Origin of the sequence: Gordonia alkanivorans (assembly GCF_004011905.1) — a bacterium.
GTDB lineage: Bacteria > Actinomycetota > Actinomycetes > Mycobacteriales > Mycobacteriaceae > Gordonia > Gordonia alkanivorans.
This window is the reverse complement of record NZ_CP027114.1, coordinates 1,286,489-1,303,072: the sequence shown is the minus strand read 5'-3', so window position 1 is coordinate 1,303,072 and position 16,584 is coordinate 1,286,489. Positions and strand designations below refer to the sequence as shown.

Genomic DNA, 16,584 nt, shown 5'->3' with positions numbered 1-16,584 from the left:
CATCTGAGCGCCCCTCACCCATCCGACGGGTGTCACGGCACCGAAGACCGGGTACCCGCAACCCGCGCCGACCCCGCACCCCGAAGGGCCTCGCCATGACACAGACCGCCGAGATGACCGACTCATCCCTCCCCCACCGGCCTGTCCTCGACACGAACTCCGGTCTCCGCGCGATCGACGACGCGACGACCGACCTCGAACTCGTCGAGGAGGTGCTGACTGCACATTTCCGTCGCCACGCCCTGACGCTGCACAAAGTGGGTGCCGAACTCACTCCTGCGGCGGACGCGATCGCTGCCCGCATCGGCGGCGGCAAACGCCTGCGCGCCGCATTCTGCCTGTGGGGAGCGCGCGGCGCAGCTCGTGGACAGGCGGTCCCCGGTGTCGTCGAGCTGGCGTCCGCGATCGAGCTGTTCCACTTCGCCGCCCTGGTCCACGACGACGTGATGGACGACTCCGACACGCGCCGCGGCCTGCCCACCATCCACCGCCTCTTCGCCGACACCCACCGTGCCCTCGAGCGCCGGGGAGATTCGGACACCTGGGGTACCGCGGTCGCCATCCTCGTCGGCGACATGTGCCTGTCGTGGTCGGACGACCTGGTCGCCGCGGCGGTCGACACCGTCGGCCGCGACACCCGCCAGGCCGTCCGCGAGACCTGGACCGAGATGCGCGACGAGGCATACGCGGGGCAGTTCCTGGACATGCTCAGCCAGACCGAGGATCACACCGACCCCGACCGTACCGAGCGCGTCCTCCGCTACAAGAGCGCCCGCTACAGCATCGGCCAGCCGCTTCGGCTCGGTGGCACTCTCGCCGGAGCCGACGCCGCCCTCCTCGCCGACTACGACCGCATCGGGCTCAGCGCCGGCGAGGCGTTCCAGCTGCGCGACGACATCCTCGGCGTCTTCGGCGACGAGAAGGTCACCGGTAAGCCGGCGATCGACGATATCCGCGAGGGCAAGCGCACCATGCTGATGGCGCTGGCCGAGGAATCCGCGACGTGGACCGAACGGCGGATCATCGCCAATTGCCTCGGCAACCCGGACCTCGACGCCGCCGGCGCCGCACAGATGCGTGGCGTCGTGGAATCCACCGGCGCACTCGAACGCGTCGAACAACGCATCGTCGAACTCGCCGAGGACGCACTCGGTGTCGTCGCGGACGCATCGGTGGACGAGCAGACCCGTCAGGCCCTGACCTCGCTCGTCGAACGTTGTGTGTGGCGCCGCTCATGACCTCACGTGCTGTCCCGACGGTCGAGCTGCGCATCTGGGGCGTCGACCGGGTGATGCCCGCGCTCGGCCGGATGGCGTCGGGTCGGCGTGCGTTGCGCGCCACCCCCGGACTCCGGTTCGCCAAACTGCTCGGCACCGGCACCGCACAGACCTTCACGATGGAGAGCGCCGATCTGCGGCACTGGGCGGCGCTCACCGTCTGGCACGACGACGATGCGGCTCGCGCATCGTCGGATTCGCGAGTGCTACGACGCTGGCAGGACTCGAGCACCGAGGAACTTCGCATCACGATGCGCCCGCTCCGATCGAAGGGACAATGGTCGCGGGTCGATCCGTTCGGCCACGAGAGCCAAGGTTCACCGGTTGACCGTGCACGAAACTGGACGGGTCCGGTCGCGGCACTCACCCGAGCCCGGCTCCGGCCGACGACGATGGCGTCGTTCTGGCGGGCGGTTCCGCCGGTGGCGTCGGAACTTGCCGGCGCGCAGGGCAATCGGCTCGCGCTCGGCGTCGGCGAGTTGCCGATCGGCGTCCAGGGAACCTTCTCGCTGTGGGACTCCACGCGTGACCTCACCGACTTCGCCTACCACTCGCCCGCACACAAGTCCGCCATCTCGCGCACCAAACCCGCCCGTTGGTACGCCGAGGAACTGTTCGCCCGGTTCGCCGTCCTCGACGTGACCGGGACATACCAGGGAAGATCGGCATGAGCACAACCAGACATCTGCCGCCCGGATCACAAGGAGCGCAAGCGGGAGCATCATCGCTGCCTGAGGTGCGAGGAGCGCAAGCGGAAGCATCATCGCTGCCTGAGGTGCGAGGAGCGCAAGCGACGAGCCTCGAAGGCCCGCCGCGCAGAGCATCCCACCGCCACCACCTCATCCCGATCGCGTGGGTTCTCCTCGCCGCGACCATCGGGGTCCAGATCGCATTTCCGTTGACCGGCGGTGGCACACTCCCGCTCACCGTCGCGAGCGTGGTGTTGCTGGCATCGGCATCGGCCCTTCATCTCGCCGCCACGCGCGGGCTCGGGGCCGCGGTCGCGCTGGTCGTGATCGCCGGCGGCGGCGGACTTCTCGCCGAGGCGGTCGGCGTCAGCACCGGATTCCCCTTCGGCACATACGCATACACCGACGGCCTGGGGCTCAAGGTGCTCGGCGTCCCGGTTCTGGTGCCGCTGGCCTGGATCATGATGTCGTGGCCGGCGCTCGCCGTGACGCGGCGACTCGTCGGTGCCATGCGCTTGTCCGGCACACGGGCTCGCGTGGTGACCGCTTTCCTGGGGGCGTACGCGCTGACGGCCTGGGACGTCTTCCTCGATCCGCAGATGGTCGACCAGGGTCACTGGGTCTGGCAGTTCCCCGACCCGTCGCTGCCCGGGGTCGACGACATCCCGTTGACGAATTTCGCGGGCTGGCTCCTGGTCTCGTTCCTGATGATCGCCATCCTCGATCGGGTGATCGGTGCCGATGATGCCGACGCCGCCGATGACGCGGTACCTGTCACCGCCTATCTGTGGACCTACTTCTCGTCGGTGATGGCGCATGCGGTGTTCTTCGGTCGCCCGACGGTCGCGCTGACCGGCGCGGTGGTGATGGGCGTCGTCGCGATCCCGCTGCTCGTCCTCGAGGTGCGGGCGCTCCGGTCCAGGAGACACGGTGCGAGCGTCTGACCTCTGGCGCCGCACGGTGGCGGTCGGGACCGGCCTGTCACTGGCGTCGCTCGCTCTCACCGTCGACAACGCGATCCGCGTCCGCCGACCAGGTCTCGCGGACATCCCTCCCGCCGAGACTCTTTCGGTGTTGATCCCCATGCGGAACGAGATCACCCGGGCCGAACGCTGCATCACCGCCGTCCTCGAGGCCGTCGACCGATGGCCAGGGCCTTCTCGTGTGCTCGTCCTCGACGACGGTTCGGTCGACGGCACCGACGCCGTCCTCACACGGCTGGCCGCCCGCGACGACCGGCTCGAGGTGTTCGAGGGTTCCCCGCCACCGCCGGGTTGGCTCGGGAAGTCCTGGGCCTGTCAGCAGTTGGCCGACAACGCTTCCCCCGACGGCACCCTCGCCTTCGTCGACGCCGACGTCGTGGTCGAACCCCAGGCGTTCACGTCGTCGTCCGCGTTGTTGCGCAACGCCGGGCTGGATCTCGTCAGCCCCTACCCGAGGCAGGTCGCGACCAGTGCTGCCGAACGTCTGGTGCAACCCCTGCTGCAGTGGTCGTGGCTCAGCACGCTCCCGCTAGGCCTCGCCGAACGTTCTCCGCGCGAATCCCTGACCGCCGCGAATGGTCAGTTCCTGATGGTCGACGCCGCCACGTACCGCCGTGCCGGAGGGCATGAGGCGGTCCGCGACGTGGTGCTGGAGGACATCGCACTTCTCCGTGCGATCAAGGCTGCCGGCGGGCGGGGCGTGGTGGCCGAGGGAAGCACCGTGGCGACCTGCCACATGTACGACGGTTGGCACGAAGTCCGTGCGGGATACCGCAAGTCACTGTGGTCCGCATTCGGCTCCCCGGCCGGGACGTCGGCGGTGACCGCCGCTCTATGCCTCACGTACGTGATCCCGGCGTTGGCCGCTCTCACCGGTTCGCGCACCGGACTGGTGGGATACCTCGCCGGCGTCGCCTCACGACTCGTGGCCGCGCGCTGCACCGGCGGACGCGCCTTCCCCGACGCCCTCGGGCACCCCGTATCGATCGTCCTGTTCACCTTTCTCGCCGCGGATTCGACGATCGCCCGCCGTCGTGGCGAACTGCAGTGGAAGGGACGCACGATCGAGGTCTCCCGATGAGCCGCGTCATCGTCATCGGCGCCGGCGTCGGCGGACTCGCCACGGCGATGCGCCTGCAGGCGGCCGGTCATGACGTCACCGTGCTCGAGCAATTCGACACCGTCGGCGGCAAACTCGGCGTCATAGAGCACGACGGTTTCGTTTTCGACACCGGCCCGTCTCTGGTGACCATGCCGCACGTCCTCACCGAACTGTTCGACGACACCGGCGCCCCGGTGGACCAGTTCCTTCAACTCGACCGTCTGCCGGTCGCAGCCCGGTATCGATTCCCCGACGGCACGGTCCTCGACCTGCCCGACACCCTCGACGACATCCCCGCCGCGCTCGACACCGCACTCGGACCCGGATCCGGTGACCAGTGGTCGTCGTTTCTCGGTCGCGCCCAGGCGATCTGGGACGTCACCCACGGGCCGTTCCTCGAGTCGCCGATGAGCGTGCGGACGATGATCGGCGGGATCGCCACCCCGTCCGACGTCCGTACCGTGGCGCCCTGGAAAACGTTGCGCGGCCTCGGGTCCGAGTATCTCGACGATTCACGGCTCGCTATGCTTCTCGACCGTTACGCCACCTACACCGGTTCGGATCCGCGGCGCGCCCCGGCGGCTTTGGCGTCAGTTCCGTGGGCCGAGCAGGCCTGGGGTTCCTGGTATGTGCGCGGCGGTCTCGGCCGAATCGCCACCGCGATGCGGGATCGGTTGCTCACCATGGGCGGCCGGATCGAGTTCGGAGTCGAGGTGTCCCGGATCTCGACGGACGAGCACGGCCGCGCCGACGGCGTCGTACTCGCCGACGGCAACCGTCGCCCCGCCGACCTCGTCGTGGCGAATGCCGACGCCCGACAGGTCTTCGACCGACTTGTTCCCCGCCGTTCCGCTCGCATTCCTTCTGCACTGCTTCGTCGTTCGACACCGTCGCTGTCGGGCTTCGTCCTCCTCCTCGCGCTCGACAACCCGCCCGCCGATCAGACCCACCATCACGTTCTGTTCGCCGAGGACTACGACGAGGAGTTCGACGCGGTCTTCGGTTTCAACGGCCCGCCGCGGCCTGTCGCACGTCCGACCGTGTACATCTCCGCGCCCGACGATCCGGAGATCGTCCCAGGTCCCGACACCGCCGCCTGGTTCGTGCTCGTCAACGCACCGCGGCACGACCCTGAGCACGGAGTCGACTGGGATGCAGCAGGACTCGCGGACAAGTACGCAGACCAGATCATGCAGGTGATGGCCGACCGCGGCCTGGACGTCCGCGACCAGGTCCGTCACCGACTGCTGGTCACGCCGGCAGATCTCGAGCGCCGCACCATGACTCCCGGCGGCTCGATCTACGGCTCGTCGTCGAACGGTCCGCGCGCCGCTTTCCTACGGCCGAAGAACACCTCGCCGATCCCGGGCCTGTACCTGGTCGGCGGGTCGTCGCACCCCGGCGGCGGACTCCCGCTGGTGATGATGTCGGCGAAGATCGTGGCGGATCTGATCGCCCGGTCTCCTTCTCCCTGAGGCGAACCCACTCTCGCAGCCTGAGGTGCGAGCCACGCGAACCCGCTCTCGCTCCCTGAGGAGCGAGCGACGGCAGGCCACTTGTCGCTGCAGGAGCGAGCGACGGCAGGACCCTGTCGCTGCCTGAGGTGCGAGGAGCGATAGCGACGAGCCTCGAAGGCCTGGTGACGTCATCCCATCAGGCCTTCGAGGCTCGCTTCGCTCGCACCTCAGGCAGCGGGAGGGGCCGCTTGCGCTCCTCGCACCTCAGGCAGCAGCAGGGGTCAGTGCGTCGGCGTCGGACCGACCGAGCGATCTCCGTTGAGCCGCTTGCGGATCAGTTCCGCGCTGATCAAGCACATCGGCAGACCGATACCGGGTCGGGTGCTCGATCCCGCGTAGTACAGCCCCTCGACTTTGCGTGAGCGGTTCGTCGAGCGCAGGAATGCGCTCTGGCGCAGCGTGTGTGCCGGTCCGAGGGCACCGCCGCACCACGAGTTCACGTTGTCGACGAAGTCCGCGGGACCGACGGTGCGTCGTACGACGATGCGGTCGGCGAGGTCGGGGACTCCGGACCACTGGCCGATCATCGCGATGGCTCGGTCGGCGACCTTCTCGATGTCGGGGTCGCCGGCACCGTTCATTCCGCCGTGTCCGAGGCCTGGATCGGGCGGGACCGGGACGAGGACGAACACGTTCTCGTGACCGTCCGGGGCCACCGAGTCGTCGGTCGCCGACGGCTTGCACACGTAGAGCGATGCCGGATCGGGTACGCGCGTGGGTGATTCGAAGATCGCGTCGAAGTTGGTCTTCCAGTCCTCGGTGAAGTACAGCGAGTGATGGGCCAGTTCGGGCAGCTCACCGCTCACGCCGAGGTAGGCGAGGACCGCACCCGGTCCCGAGGTGGCGCGTTTCCAGTAGCGCTCCGGGAAGGTCTGCAGATCGCCGGGAAGGAGCTTGGTCTCGAGGTGGTGCATATCGGCCGCGCCGACGACGATGTCGGCGGGCAGATCCCGCGTTCCCCCGTCGGCGGTTTGGACGCGAACACCGACCACCTCGGCGCGACGGCGGAGTCGACGACCCGGCCGTTTGCGCGTCAGCACGGAAGTCGCGGCCGTACCGGTGTGGATCACGACGCCGCGTTCGCGCGCGACGCGCTCGAGTGCGTCGACGAGGGTCGTGAAGCCCCCCTGGGGGTATCGGACGCCGTCGGCGAGGTCCATCCAGCTCATCAGGTGATACATCGACGGGGTCCGCTCCGGCGACGAACCGAGGAACACCGCCGGATAGCCGAGCACCTGCTGCAGGCGTCGGTCGCTGAACTTCGACGAGATGAAGGACTGGAGCGAGCGGGTCAGCAGCTTCGCGAGCGTCGGCGCGGTCTTCAGCACCGGCAGGCTCAGGAACGCGCGGGTGGAGTCGAAGCTCGTGTACAGGAACCGTTCGACGGCAAGGTCATATGCCTGGCGTGCCGTCTGGAGGTAGGAGTCGAGAGCCGCTCCGGCACCCGGTTCGATGTTCTCGAACACCTCTCGGTTGCGCTCGTAGTCGCCGAAGATGTCGAGTGGCGGTTCATCGGAACCGTTCTCCCCGAAGAACACTCGGTAACCGGGATCGAGTCGGACCAGATCGAGCTGTTCCTTCGTCGACGTGCCCAGCATTTCGAAGTAGTGGTCGAACACCTCGGGCATGAGCCACCACGACGGCCCGGTGTCGAACCGGAACCCGTCTTTGCTCCACAGCCCGGCACGTCCGCCGAGGTCGTCGTTCTTCTCGATCACCTCGACGTCGTGGCCGTCGTGGGCGAGTAGTGCGGCGGTGGACAGTCCTGCGACACCGCCGCCGATGACGGCGATGCGTTTGCGTGCGGTCATGCGTCCACTCCCCTTGCTGTGCGTGGCATCCCGCGTCGGGCGACGGCGGCCGCCGCGATCCTGGCCTTGCCGGCGTTGGGAACGCGGACACGGTTCAGTCTGGCTTCGGCGGCCGACGATTCACGCAGGCGTGCAGTGAGTTCCGCGAAGAGATCGTGTGCGGTGCAGACCGCGACGCGGCTGCTCGCCGGCAGGTGCGGGATGGCGGCTGCCGCGGCGGTGAGGTCGAGATCGATGTCATCGAGCCACAGCGACCAGGCGGCGTCGTCCGGGCTGTCCGGGTCCAGGCCGACCAGGTACCGGCGGCCCAATCCGTCACTGTCCTCGCCGAAGTCGCGGAGGAAGTTGATCTTCTGGAAGGCGGCGCCGAGACGACGCGCGCCGGGCGCGAGGTGGTCGTAACGCGCTTCGGCTTTCGCCTCTTCGGCGAGGAACGCGCGCAGGCACATCAGGCCGACGACCTCGGCAGAGCCGTAGATGTAGGACGCCAGGCTCTCGAAGTCGTGCTCGACCTCGGTCAGGTCTGAACGCATCGAGGCGAAGAACGGCGCCACCAGGTCCAGGTCGATGCCGACCCGGCGGGCGGTCCGTGCGAAGGCGTGCACCACCAGGTTGCTGCTCGACCCGGTGATCATCGCGGCCGAGGTCTGATCCTCGAGCTGATCGAGTTCGTTGCTGCGGTCGACGAGGCCTTGCTCGGGACGCGGCGCGTCGACGATCTCGTCGGCCACGCGGACGAGCGCGTAGATGTTGCGGACGTCGCGGCGGATGGCCGGGGCGAGCAGGCGCGAGGCGAGTCCGAAGGAACTCGAGTACGACCTGATCACCAGCGCCGCGCTCGCCTCGGCGACGGCGTCGTACCGCCGATGCGGCGGGACCAGTTCGGTATGACCGGGTAGATACATCATCCGATGGCTCCTGCGGTGTGACGTTGGGGTTGGTATGTCATGAATTCGATGCCCGGGCAATGATCGGATGGGTCGCATCCGCGGCGTCGACGATTCCGTACGGATCGGGGCCGGGCAGCTGGCGCACCTGGTCGGCGAACCAGGGGCTGACGGCCCAGGGGGTGCGCAACGCGAGATCCCATACATCCGGGACCTCCGCCCAGGCGTACTCGGCGACCTCGTCCGGGCTCGGCTTCAGCGAACCCACGGGCCGCGCGACGTACACGGGGCAGATCTCGTTCTCGACGATGCCGCTCGCGTCGACGGCCCGGTACCGGAAGTCGGGCAGGATGCATCGCACGTCGTCGACGTCGATGCCCAGCTCTCGCTGCGCGTACCGGTGCACGGCGTCGACGACGGCCTCGCCCGGACGCGGATGACCGCAGAACGAGTTGGTCCACACGCCGGGCCAGCTGCGCTTGGACAGTGCGCGACGGGTCATGAGGATCCGGTTGTCGGCATCGACCAGGTGGCATGAGAACGCGAAGTGCAGCGGTGTGTCGAGACCGTGCACGCCCTCGCGGTCGGCGGTGCCGCACGGGCGGCCGTCGGCGTCGGCGAGAACCACCGAGTCGTTGGTCATCAGTTCCTCATCAGAGTCGAGATCGTGGGTCGAGCCAGGTTCTCCCATTGTTCGTCACCGGGGGCCGAATCGGATGGGCCGGTCGGTCCCGGACGACGACACGGAGATCGCGCGCCGATTCCCTGGATTCGATGGTAGGCAGTGCGGGCGGATCAGCCCTGGTCGCCGAGGCCGGCGGCACGCATCAACGCACACCAGGTGTCCACGTAGGCGTCCAGGTCGACGTCGCCGACGAGCGACTGCTGCACGACGACGCCTTGCATCACCGACACCATCGGAAGGGCCAGTTCTGCCGGTTCACCAGGCAGTTCGTGGCCGGAGTCGCGCCAGCGGACCAGGACGTGCTCGAAGACCTTCCGAAGCCCGAGGATGATCTCGCGAACGATCTCGCGCAGTTCGGGGTTGTTCGCCGCCTCACCCCAGATGGTCATCACCATCCGGAAGTCGTCGGTCAGCGGTGCGATCTCGGCCATCACACGCGCCGCGAGCATCCGGATGGCGTCCTCGGGTGACGCGGGGGCGCCGTCGCCGCCGACGAGGTCGCCGAGGCCGGACTCGTAGGCCAGGAAGACCGACCGCGCGACCGCGGCGATCAGCTGCTCCTTCGACGAGTAGTACGAGTAGACCGCTCCGGCGCTCAGGCCGGATTCCCGGATGACGTCGGACATCGACGCCCGGTGGAACCCCTTCTCGGCGAAGCAGCGGCGTGCGGCATCGAGGATCTGCTGGCTCCGCTCGAGTTTGCGTTCCGCACTGATCTTCGGCATTCGACAAGTGTAAAACGAATATTCGTTCTTGATTGCCATCATCGCTCGGCGCATACTTCTAAAAACGAGAGTTCGTTCTTTTTGGAGGCAGTGATGACCACGTACACCGAACCGTCCGATCGAAACCTCGCCACCGAGGATCGGCCGCCCGAACCATCCCGTTCACACGGACCGTCGTGGCGCATCGTCGTCGCCCTGGTCCTCGCCATACCGATCGTGGTCAGCACGATCGCGGCCATGTTCGTGTCCCTTGCGGTGGACCCCGAGCCGCACGACGTCCCGCTCGGCCTGGTCGCACCGGCACCCGCAGCGCAAGCCATCGAATCCGTCCTGGCCGATCGCGCCGGTGAGGATGCCTTCGCCGTCGAGCAGTTCGCCGATCCCGCCGCTGCGCGGGAGGCCATCGAGTCCCGGGACATCGTCGGCGCCATCACCGTCGGCCCGCAGGGCGTCACCGTCCTGACCGCCGAAGCCGGGTCCCCGGCGCTCGCCCAGATCGTCACCGGCGTCGGCGCGAGTATCGCCACCGCGCAGTCACTTCCGGTCACCACCGAGTCCGTGGTCGCCCCGCCGGCCACCGATGCACGCGGAACCGGATTCGCGGCGGGCTTGCTGCCGCTGCTCATCGCAGGTATCGCCCTGGGCGCAGCGGCCGCGATCGCCCTCGCCGGCCGGGTGTGGATGCAGGCCACCGTCGTGCTGGTCGGCCCGCTGGTGGCCGGCCTGGGATTTGCGGCGGTCTGGTCGTGGCTCGGGGTCATCGACGGGCGCGTGGTGCCGGTGGCGTTGGCTCTCACCCTCATGATCGGCGCGATCTCCTGGTTCACCGCGGGAGCCGGCTCACTCATCGGCGCACCCGGCGTCGGCATCGCCGCGATCCTGATGATGCTGATCTCCAACCCGCTGTCCGGGCTCGCATCGTCGCCGTACCTGCTCCCGGCTCCATGGGGAGCCCTCGGGCAGTGGCTGCCGACCGGCGCCGGCGGCACCCTGACCCGGTCGGTCGCCTACTTCCCCGACGCTTCGTTCGCCGGCCCGCTGTGGATTCTGTTGGGCTGGATCGCCGTCGGCGCGATCCTGCTCGCCGTCTCCGGCCTCCGCCCGCGCCGGGGCTGAATCGAACGGCGCCGGGCCTGCATCAGGCGCGCAGCCCGCGGGTCTGCCGGAACACCGCGACGAACAACTGGAGAAGGCCGATCGTCGCCAGGGTCGCACCGATCCCGGCGATGATCGCCGCCAGCGTCCGGGCAACGCCGTCGGCGAGCCCGACCTGCCACACGACCGTGGCCACGACCATCGCGATGAAGGCGAGGATCACACGCGACGGCCGCTCCCAGACCGTGACGGTTCCGGGGCCCTTCATCCCGGCGGCCTGGGCCGTTGCCCGCGTGCCTTCGAGGAACAGGGTGAGCACGGCGATCACGACCCCCGACCACGGCGGCGCACCGGCCATCACGACGATGCCCGCCAGGAAGATGTCGGACCATCGATCGGCCATCGTGTCGAGGACCCGGCCCCATTGCGTGGCCGCGCCGGTCTGGGCGGCGATGGCGCCGTCCACCCCGTCGAGGACCGCGGCGAGAAGGATCACGACGGCCGCGACCGCGAACCAGCCGCGCCCGGCGAACGTCACCGCGAAGGCGATCGCGGTGACCGCGGCGCCGCAGACGGTGATCACGTTCGGTGTGATGCCCAGTCGCACGAGGGGTCGCGCACACGCGTTGCTGAGGAGCACCCACCGCTCGACCCAGAACGACCCGCGGGGATCGATTCCCCCGTGCAACTCCGACCATGCGTCGAGCACGGCATGCCGTTGTGTCCGGCGGGCCTGTCGGCGGCCGGCCCGATGATCCGGTTCAGTCGACACGGCCGCCTCCGACGGTCCGGTCCAGCGACTGTCCGACGGCCCAGCCGACGATCACCAGGATGTGCAGCACGTAGAGCCACAGTCCGGCCGCGACCACCCCGCCGATGACCCGGAGGCCTCCGTAGGGGATCCCGACGTCGATCGGCAGCGACAGGAACAGCAGGAACCCTTGCGAGAAGCCCGCGATGAACGACGCGGCGCCCAACGCGGTCACCGCCGAGACGAACAGAGACGGACCACCGGGCGTGACCTTCCAGTAGACCCAGGTCAGCGGGATCGTGAGAGTGAGCCAGACGACGAGGAACTCGATCACCACACGGGCCGCGAGATCCCCGAGGTCGCCGGTCCCCCCGCCGTCGGGGGCGAGCGTGGTGATCGACGATGCCACCGCGACCGCGACCGCCGTCAGCGGCGGCACGAAGACGAACAACACCAGGATCGAGAGCCGGGAGCGCCATCCGGTGAAGCGGTCCTTCTCCGGATGCATCATCAGGCAGGCACGTCGAAGTCCTTCCCCGTAGAACGACGCGGGGAAGAGCAGGACGAGCGCACCCCAGCCGGTCAGGCTGGTGCCGATCGACACCGCCTCGCCGAAGACGTCTCGGCCACCCATCTCCGGCGGAATCAGGACCGCCAGCTCACGCCAGGTCGACTCGGCTGCCGCATCCCCGCGCAGCCACGTCGTCGACCAGATCGCGAGGAGCACCCACGGGACGACGGCGATGGCGGCGTAATAGGTCAGGGTCGCCGCAGCGGCGGCGAGGTCGCCGCGGGCGAGGACCTCTTTGGTGCCGGACGCCAGCCGACGTACGGCGGACAGCACCGTGCCCGGCGCGGAACGCGCCTGCGGGGCGGCAGAACTGAGGATCACGCTGTCCGGTGTACCCGAAAAACATCTCGACTAGGCATGTCCCGGAGGAAGTGACCGACGACGCGCCGTCAGATCGAGGCGAAGAGCGCGACCGCCATCCCGATCATGATGACCGCGACGACGGCGTCGAGGATCTTCCACGCCCGCGGGCTGGCGAAGAGATGCGACAGGCGCCGAGCACCTCCCCCGAGCGCGGTGAACCACAGGATGCTGGCCACGCAGGCCCCGATTGCGAACGCCCACTTGCCGTTTCCGTGACCGTTGGCGATCGCGCCCATGGTCAGGACGGTGTCGAGGTAGACGTGTGGGTTGAGCCAGGTGAGCGCCAGCGCCGTGCCCACCGCGACCCATCGTCCGGCCGATTCCGCCTCCTCGGCGTTGGCGGCGATGGCCTCGTTGCTGCGCAGACAACGCTTGGCGGCGAGTAATCCGAGCACGAGGACATAGAGACCGCCGAGAAGCTTGGCGACGGTGATCACCTGCGGATGCGCCGCGACGATCGCGCCGAGCCCGGCCACTCCCGCGACGATGAGCACGACGTCAGAGATCGCACACACCGCCACGATGGCCCCCGTGTGCCGTCGCGCGACACCCTGCCGGAGGACGAAGACGTTCTGCGGACCGATCGCGACGATCAGGCCCGCGCCGGTGAGCAGACCGGCGATCGCGGGGAGGAGGTAACTGGACACTCGGTGAACGCTATGGAGTGCGCCGAGATCAGTACAGCGAATGTTCCTTGTGAATCATTAGCCGTTCTTCATCTAGTCTGATCGCATGGACATCAGCCAGGAGGGTCTGCGCACGCTGGCCGCGGTCCTGCGCGAAGGAACGTTCGACGCCGCGGCGTCGTCGCTGCACATCACGCCCTCGGCGGTCAGCCAGCGGATCAAGGCGCTGGAATCCGCGGTCGGCCGGGTGGTGCTGCGCCGGACCAAACCGGCGTCGGCGACTCCGGACGGCGAAGTGCTGGTCCGCCTGGCCAGGCAGTGGGAGCTGTTGCTCGCCGAGACGCGCGCCGAGTTCGTCGGCGAACCCGATGACGACGACGCCCCGGTGACCTCCCGGCCCCGTGTGCATCTGCCGATCGCGACCAACGCGGACTCGCTCGCGACCTGGCTGCTCCCGGTGCTCGCCCGGTTCCACCGTGAGCATGCGGTGGCCGTCGAGGTGTTCCGCGACGACGAGACCCGCAGCAGCGCCCTGCTGAAGTCGGGTGACGCGCTCGCCGCGGTGACGTCGGACCCGATCGCCATCCGTGGCTGTGCCCTGCAGTCCCTCGGCAGCATGCGGTATCTGCCGGTCGCGACACCGGAGTTCATCGCCACCTGGCTCTCCGACGGCCTCGACGCCGAGGCTCTGGCGAGGGCCCCGATGGTCCAGTTCGACCGCAACGACCACATCCAGCTGGACATGGTCGCGGCGCTGGCCGGACGCGCCGTCGACCCGCCGGCGGCCTACATCCCGTCCTCCACCGAGTACCACCGCGCGGTGTCGCTCGGAATCGGTTGGGGCGCAGTTCCTGTCGTCCAGATCCGAGAGGCACTCGACGACGGCCGCGTGCGCCTGATCGCCGACCACCACCTCGACGTCCCGCTCTACTGGCAGCACTGGAAGCTCAGTTCCCCTCTGCTGCAACATCTTACGGATCTGGTCGTCACCGGGGCCGCAGAGGTGCTGCGGTGACCGGGCAGGAGGGTCAGTCGTTCACCGACACCAGCGTCGGCGGCGTCTCGTCGACCAGTGGGTTCTCGATCTCGTCGCGCCACATGCGGGCCGCGAAGTAGAAGGCCCACGCGATGGGGACCGGCAGGAGGCCGGCCAGGACGAACGTCGCGGTCAGTCCGATCGCCGACGACACCGGAGCGGCGATCGCCATCGACACCGGCATCAGTGCGACCGACACGAAGAAGTCGAGGCTCGCGATCCGGCCGAGCAGTGCCGGCGGGACACGACGCTGGAGCAGCGTGCCCCACAACACCATCGGGCCGTCGAACATCACGCCCATGCCGACACCGGCCGCGACGAACATCCAGGTCGCGTCGGCGACACCCATCAGGACGAGTGGCACGCTCGAGAACGACCAGATGCCGAACATGACGGTCAGATACCGCCGCGGCATCGGCAGCGACGCGAACACCAGCGAGGTGGCGGCTGCGCCGATGCCGAAGCCGGCGAGCACCCACGCGTGCTGGGAGGCGCCACCGTCGATGCGCTCGCGCAGGGCGAAGGGCACGAGCACCTCGATCGGGCCCATCGTCGCCAGAACCAGGACGCAGGCGAAGAACAGGGTTCCCCACAGCCACGGCGTGCGGATCATGTAGACGAAGCCCTCGACGAGGTCGACGACGACACTGCCGCGTGCGCTCGTGCGTGCGACCTCCGCCTCAGAGGTCTCCGGTTCGCCGAGCCGTCGTGAGGTCACCGGGGTCATCACCAGGTAACAGCCACCCGAGGCGATGGACGCGATGGCGGCCAACACGACCGCCTGGCCCGGCGCGGTGGCGCCGATGACCGCACCGGCGACCATCGGACCGACGGCCTGGAACACCACCGGACGGAAGAAGCCCTCGATGCCGTTCGCCGCCTGCAGCTCCGACGCGGAGACCACCCCGGGCAGCAACGCCGAGTACGCCGGGTAGTACATGCCCATCGTGACACCGGCGAGCAGCGACGCCATCACCACCATCCAGAGGTCGAGGACTCCGAACACCGAGGCCGCACCCACGGCACCGAAGGCCGCCATCTTGGTGACCTCGAGACCGATCATGATGTGGCGCTGCGAGATCCGGTCGGCGAGGACACCGCCGACGAGGGTCGACACGAGCATCCCGACCGCGGCCGTCCCGGCCGCCAGGGACACCTGTCCCGGTCCGCCGCCGAGGGCGATGACCTGCCAGATCACCGCGATGGTCCAGATCCCGTCACCGAACATCGCCAGGATCAGACCCGACGCCAGCAGCCGGTACTGCCGTCGCGCCAGGGGCTTCAGGGCGCGGGGCAGACGAATGTCGACGTTGGTGCTCACCCTCCGAGCTTGCCGGACGCCGCCGGTCTCAGGCCAGCGAATTTCCCGCGGAGAGCAGAGTCAGCTGGCCTTACGGGAGGCCTTCTTGGCGGGCGCCTTCTTCGCCGTGCTCTTGCTGCCCGACGATCCAGAGCTGCTCTTCGACGCCGCCTTCTTGGCCGGCGCCTTCTTCGCGGGCGCCTTCTTGGCGGCCTTCTTCGCCGGAGCCTTCGCGGCCGTGTCCTTCTTCTCCGCCTCGCCCTCGTCCTCGTCAGAGGAGGAGCCACGATCCTTCACCGAGGCACGCAGGGCGGCAAGCAGATCGGCGACCTCGGAGTCCTCCTCCTCGGGCTTCTCCTCGTCCGACTCCGGGAACGCCTCGCTGCCCTCGGCCTTCGCCTCGATCAGCTTGGACAGTTCCTCCTGGTACCGGTCCTCGAATTCGGACGGGTCGTAGTCGGAGGCCATCGACTCGATCAGCGAGGCCGCCATCTTCAGTTCCTGATCGCGGATCTCGGTGTCCTCGTCGAGGAAGCCGAAGTCGGGTTTGCGAACCTCGTCCGGCCACAACAGGGTCTGCAGCGTCATCACCCCGTCGACGACCCGCAACGCCGCCACCCGCGTGCGGTTGCGCAGGGTGAACGTCGCGATGGCGAGGCGATCGGTCTCCTCGAGGGCCTTGGCCAGCAACACGTAGGCCTTGGGCGACTTCGACGACGGCTCCAGGTAATACGGCTTGTCGAAGTAGATCGGGTCGACCTGTTCGGCCGGCACGAACTCCAGGATCGAGATCTCCGGGCTCTTCTGCACGGGCAGCGTGGCCAGGTCGTCCTTCGTCAGGATCACCGTCTCGCCCGATTCCGACTCGTAGGCGTTGGCGATGTCGGAGTAGTCGACCTCGGTGTCGGTTCCCTCGCGCACCCGGCGGTAGCGGATGCGGGTCCCGTCGGAGGAGTCGACCTGATACGACTTGCGGTCGTGACTCTCCGTCGCGGAATAGACCTTGACCGGTACGTTCACCAGACCAAAGCTGAGATCGCCCTTCCAGATCGAGCGCATGTCGAACATTGTGCCAGGCATTCGCACGGCACGTCGCCAACCGGGCGCAACACAGCGGGGCCGACATCCACGCGTCGATCAACCGGTCTCGGGGCGTCGGGTGTGGA

16 protein-coding genes are annotated in these 16,584 nt (G+C 68.5%); 7 read left to right on the top strand and 9 right to left on the bottom strand.

From position 1 onward, the window contains the following. The first annotated feature begins 95 nt into the window (after window positions 1–95). The 5 genes from C5O27_RS05970 to C5O27_RS05950 all read left to right on the top strand — a co-directional run bounded on the left by C5O27_RS05970 (window position 96) and on the right by C5O27_RS05950 (window position 5,526). Complete coding sequence (locus C5O27_RS05970; protein ID WP_127962173.1) at window positions 96–1,238, top strand: polyprenyl synthetase family protein; 1,143 nt, start codon at window positions 96–98, stop codon at window positions 1,236–1,238. Continuing rightward, window positions 1,235–1,948 carry a monooxygenase gene (locus C5O27_RS05965; protein ID WP_127962172.1) on the top strand — a complete coding sequence of 238 codons (714 nt, stop codon included), beginning with the start codon at window positions 1,235–1,237 and terminating at the stop codon, window positions 1,946–1,948. The genes C5O27_RS05970 and C5O27_RS05965 overlap by 4 nt, the downstream gene beginning before the upstream one ends. 104 nt (window positions 1,949–2,052) lie before the next feature. After that, window positions 2,053–2,910, top strand: a complete 858-nt coding sequence (locus C5O27_RS05960; RefSeq protein WP_127962171.1) for a carotenoid biosynthesis protein — start codon at window positions 2,053–2,055, stop codon at window positions 2,908–2,910. Next, window positions 2,897–4,030 carry a glycosyltransferase family 2 protein gene (locus C5O27_RS05955; RefSeq protein ID WP_127962170.1) on the top strand — a complete coding sequence of 378 codons (1,134 nt, stop codon included), beginning with the start codon at window positions 2,897–2,899 and terminating at the stop codon, window positions 4,028–4,030. Before C5O27_RS05960 ends, C5O27_RS05955 begins: the two co-directional genes overlap by 14 nt. Next, window positions 4,027–5,526, top strand: coding sequence for a phytoene desaturase family protein (locus C5O27_RS05950; RefSeq protein WP_127962169.1), 1,500 nt, complete (start codon window positions 4,027–4,029; stop codon window positions 5,524–5,526). Before C5O27_RS05955 ends, C5O27_RS05950 begins: the two co-directional genes overlap by 4 nt. A gap of 263 nt (window positions 5,527–5,789) precedes the next feature. On the opposite strand, the gene crtI is transcribed toward C5O27_RS05950, so the two are convergent. The 4 genes from crtI to C5O27_RS05930 form a co-directional block, all read right to left on the bottom strand. Then, the gene (gene crtI / locus C5O27_RS05945) at window positions 5,790–7,379 is read right to left on the bottom strand and encodes a phytoene desaturase family protein (RefSeq protein WP_127962168.1); all 1,590 of its coding nucleotides are present in this window, start codon (window positions 7,377–7,379) and stop codon (window positions 5,790–5,792) included. Then, the gene (locus C5O27_RS05940) at window positions 7,376–8,287 is read right to left on the bottom strand and encodes a phytoene/squalene synthase family protein (RefSeq protein ID WP_127962167.1); all 912 of its coding nucleotides are present in this window, start codon (window positions 8,285–8,287) and stop codon (window positions 7,376–7,378) included. The genes crtI and C5O27_RS05940 overlap by 4 nt, the downstream gene beginning before the upstream one ends. A gap of 37 nt (window positions 8,288–8,324) precedes the next feature. Continuing rightward, entirely contained in the window at window positions 8,325–8,909 is a 585-nt protein-coding gene (gene idi, locus C5O27_RS05935) for an isopentenyl-diphosphate Delta-isomerase (protein WP_006357985.1), read from the bottom strand. A 152-nt stretch (window positions 8,910–9,061) separates the two neighbouring features. Then, window positions 9,062–9,676, bottom strand: coding sequence for a TetR/AcrR family transcriptional regulator (locus C5O27_RS05930; RefSeq protein WP_006357986.1), 615 nt, complete (start codon window positions 9,674–9,676; stop codon window positions 9,062–9,064). Between the two features lie 93 nt (window positions 9,677–9,769). On the opposite strand from C5O27_RS05930, the gene C5O27_RS05925 reads away from it, so the two are divergent. Continuing rightward, on the top strand, window positions 9,770–10,792 hold the full coding sequence (locus C5O27_RS05925) for an ABC transporter permease (protein WP_127962166.1): 1,023 nt from the start codon (window positions 9,770–9,772) through the stop codon (window positions 10,790–10,792). A gap of 22 nt (window positions 10,793–10,814) precedes the next feature. Here the strand turns inward: C5O27_RS05925 and C5O27_RS05920 are convergent, their stop codons facing one another. The 3 genes from C5O27_RS05920 to C5O27_RS05910 all read right to left on the bottom strand — a co-directional run bounded on the left by C5O27_RS05920 (window position 10,815) and on the right by C5O27_RS05910 (window position 13,103). Further along, the gene (locus tag C5O27_RS05920; RefSeq protein ID WP_006357988.1) at window positions 10,815–11,480 is read right to left on the bottom strand and encodes a CDP-alcohol phosphatidyltransferase family protein; all 666 of its coding nucleotides are present in this window, start codon (window positions 11,478–11,480) and stop codon (window positions 10,815–10,817) included. Window positions 11,481–11,532: 52 nt separating this feature from the next. Further along, a complete protein-coding gene (locus C5O27_RS05915) occupies window positions 11,533–12,414 on the bottom strand; it encodes a YhjD/YihY/BrkB family envelope integrity protein (RefSeq protein WP_127962165.1) in 882 nt (293 codons plus the stop codon). A 68-nt stretch (window positions 12,415–12,482) separates the two neighbouring features. Beyond that, window positions 12,483–13,103 carry a LysE/ArgO family amino acid transporter gene (locus C5O27_RS05910; RefSeq protein ID WP_035753710.1) on the bottom strand — a complete coding sequence of 207 codons (621 nt, stop codon included), beginning with the start codon at window positions 13,101–13,103 and terminating at the stop codon, window positions 12,483–12,485. Window positions 13,104–13,188: 85 nt separating this feature from the next. Between C5O27_RS05910 and C5O27_RS05905 the strand changes: the two genes are divergently transcribed. Then, window positions 13,189–14,097: a LysR family transcriptional regulator ArgP gene (locus C5O27_RS05905; RefSeq protein ID WP_127962164.1), complete on the top strand. Its 909-nt coding sequence runs from the start codon at window positions 13,189–13,191 to the stop codon at window positions 14,095–14,097. 13 nt (window positions 14,098–14,110) lie between these two features. Here C5O27_RS05905 and C5O27_RS05900 read toward each other — a convergent pair whose 3' ends face one another. Together C5O27_RS05900 and ku are read right to left on the bottom strand one after the other, a co-directional pair. Continuing rightward, window positions 14,111–15,439 (bottom strand): MFS transporter, encoded by a 1,329-nt coding sequence (locus tag C5O27_RS05900; RefSeq protein ID WP_127962163.1) that lies wholly within the window; start codon window positions 15,437–15,439, stop codon window positions 14,111–14,113. A 60-nt stretch (window positions 15,440–15,499) separates the two neighbouring features. Continuing rightward, window positions 15,500–16,477 (bottom strand): non-homologous end joining protein Ku, encoded by a 978-nt coding sequence (gene ku / locus C5O27_RS05895; protein WP_442903323.1) that lies wholly within the window; start codon window positions 16,475–16,477, stop codon window positions 15,500–15,502. Window positions 16,478–16,584: the final 107 nt, after the last annotated feature.

Bases quoted from the DNA above. Each gene is read 5' to 3' on its own strand.
- ku (WP_442903323.1), bottom strand. From the start codon at position 16,477: ATGCGCTCGATCTGGAAGGGCGATCTCAGCTTTGGTCTGGTGAACGTA.
- crtI (WP_127962168.1), bottom strand. From the start codon at position 7,379: ATGACCGCACGCAAACGCATCGCCGTCATCGGCGGCGGTGTCGCAGGA.
- C5O27_RS05930 (WP_006357986.1), bottom strand. From the start codon at position 9,676: ATGCCGAAGATCAGTGCGGAACGCAAACTCGAGCGGAGCCAGCAGATC.
- C5O27_RS05970 (WP_127962173.1), top strand. From the start codon at position 96: ATGACACAGACCGCCGAGATGACCGACTCATCCCTCCCCCACCGGCCT.
- C5O27_RS05950 (WP_127962169.1), top strand. From the start codon at position 4,027: ATGAGCCGCGTCATCGTCATCGGCGCCGGCGTCGGCGGACTCGCCACG.
- C5O27_RS05925 (WP_127962166.1), top strand. From the start codon at position 9,770: ATGACCACGTACACCGAACCGTCCGATCGAAACCTCGCCACCGAGGAT.
- C5O27_RS05940 (WP_127962167.1), bottom strand. From the start codon at position 8,287: ATGATGTATCTACCCGGTCATACCGAACTGGTCCCGCCGCATCGGCGG.
- C5O27_RS05965 (WP_127962172.1), top strand. From the start codon at position 1,235: ATGACCTCACGTGCTGTCCCGACGGTCGAGCTGCGCATCTGGGGCGTC.
- idi (WP_006357985.1), bottom strand. From the start codon at position 8,909: ATGACCAACGACTCGGTGGTTCTCGCCGACGCCGACGGCCGCCCGTGC.
- C5O27_RS05905 (WP_127962164.1), top strand. From the start codon at position 13,189: ATGGACATCAGCCAGGAGGGTCTGCGCACGCTGGCCGCGGTCCTGCGC.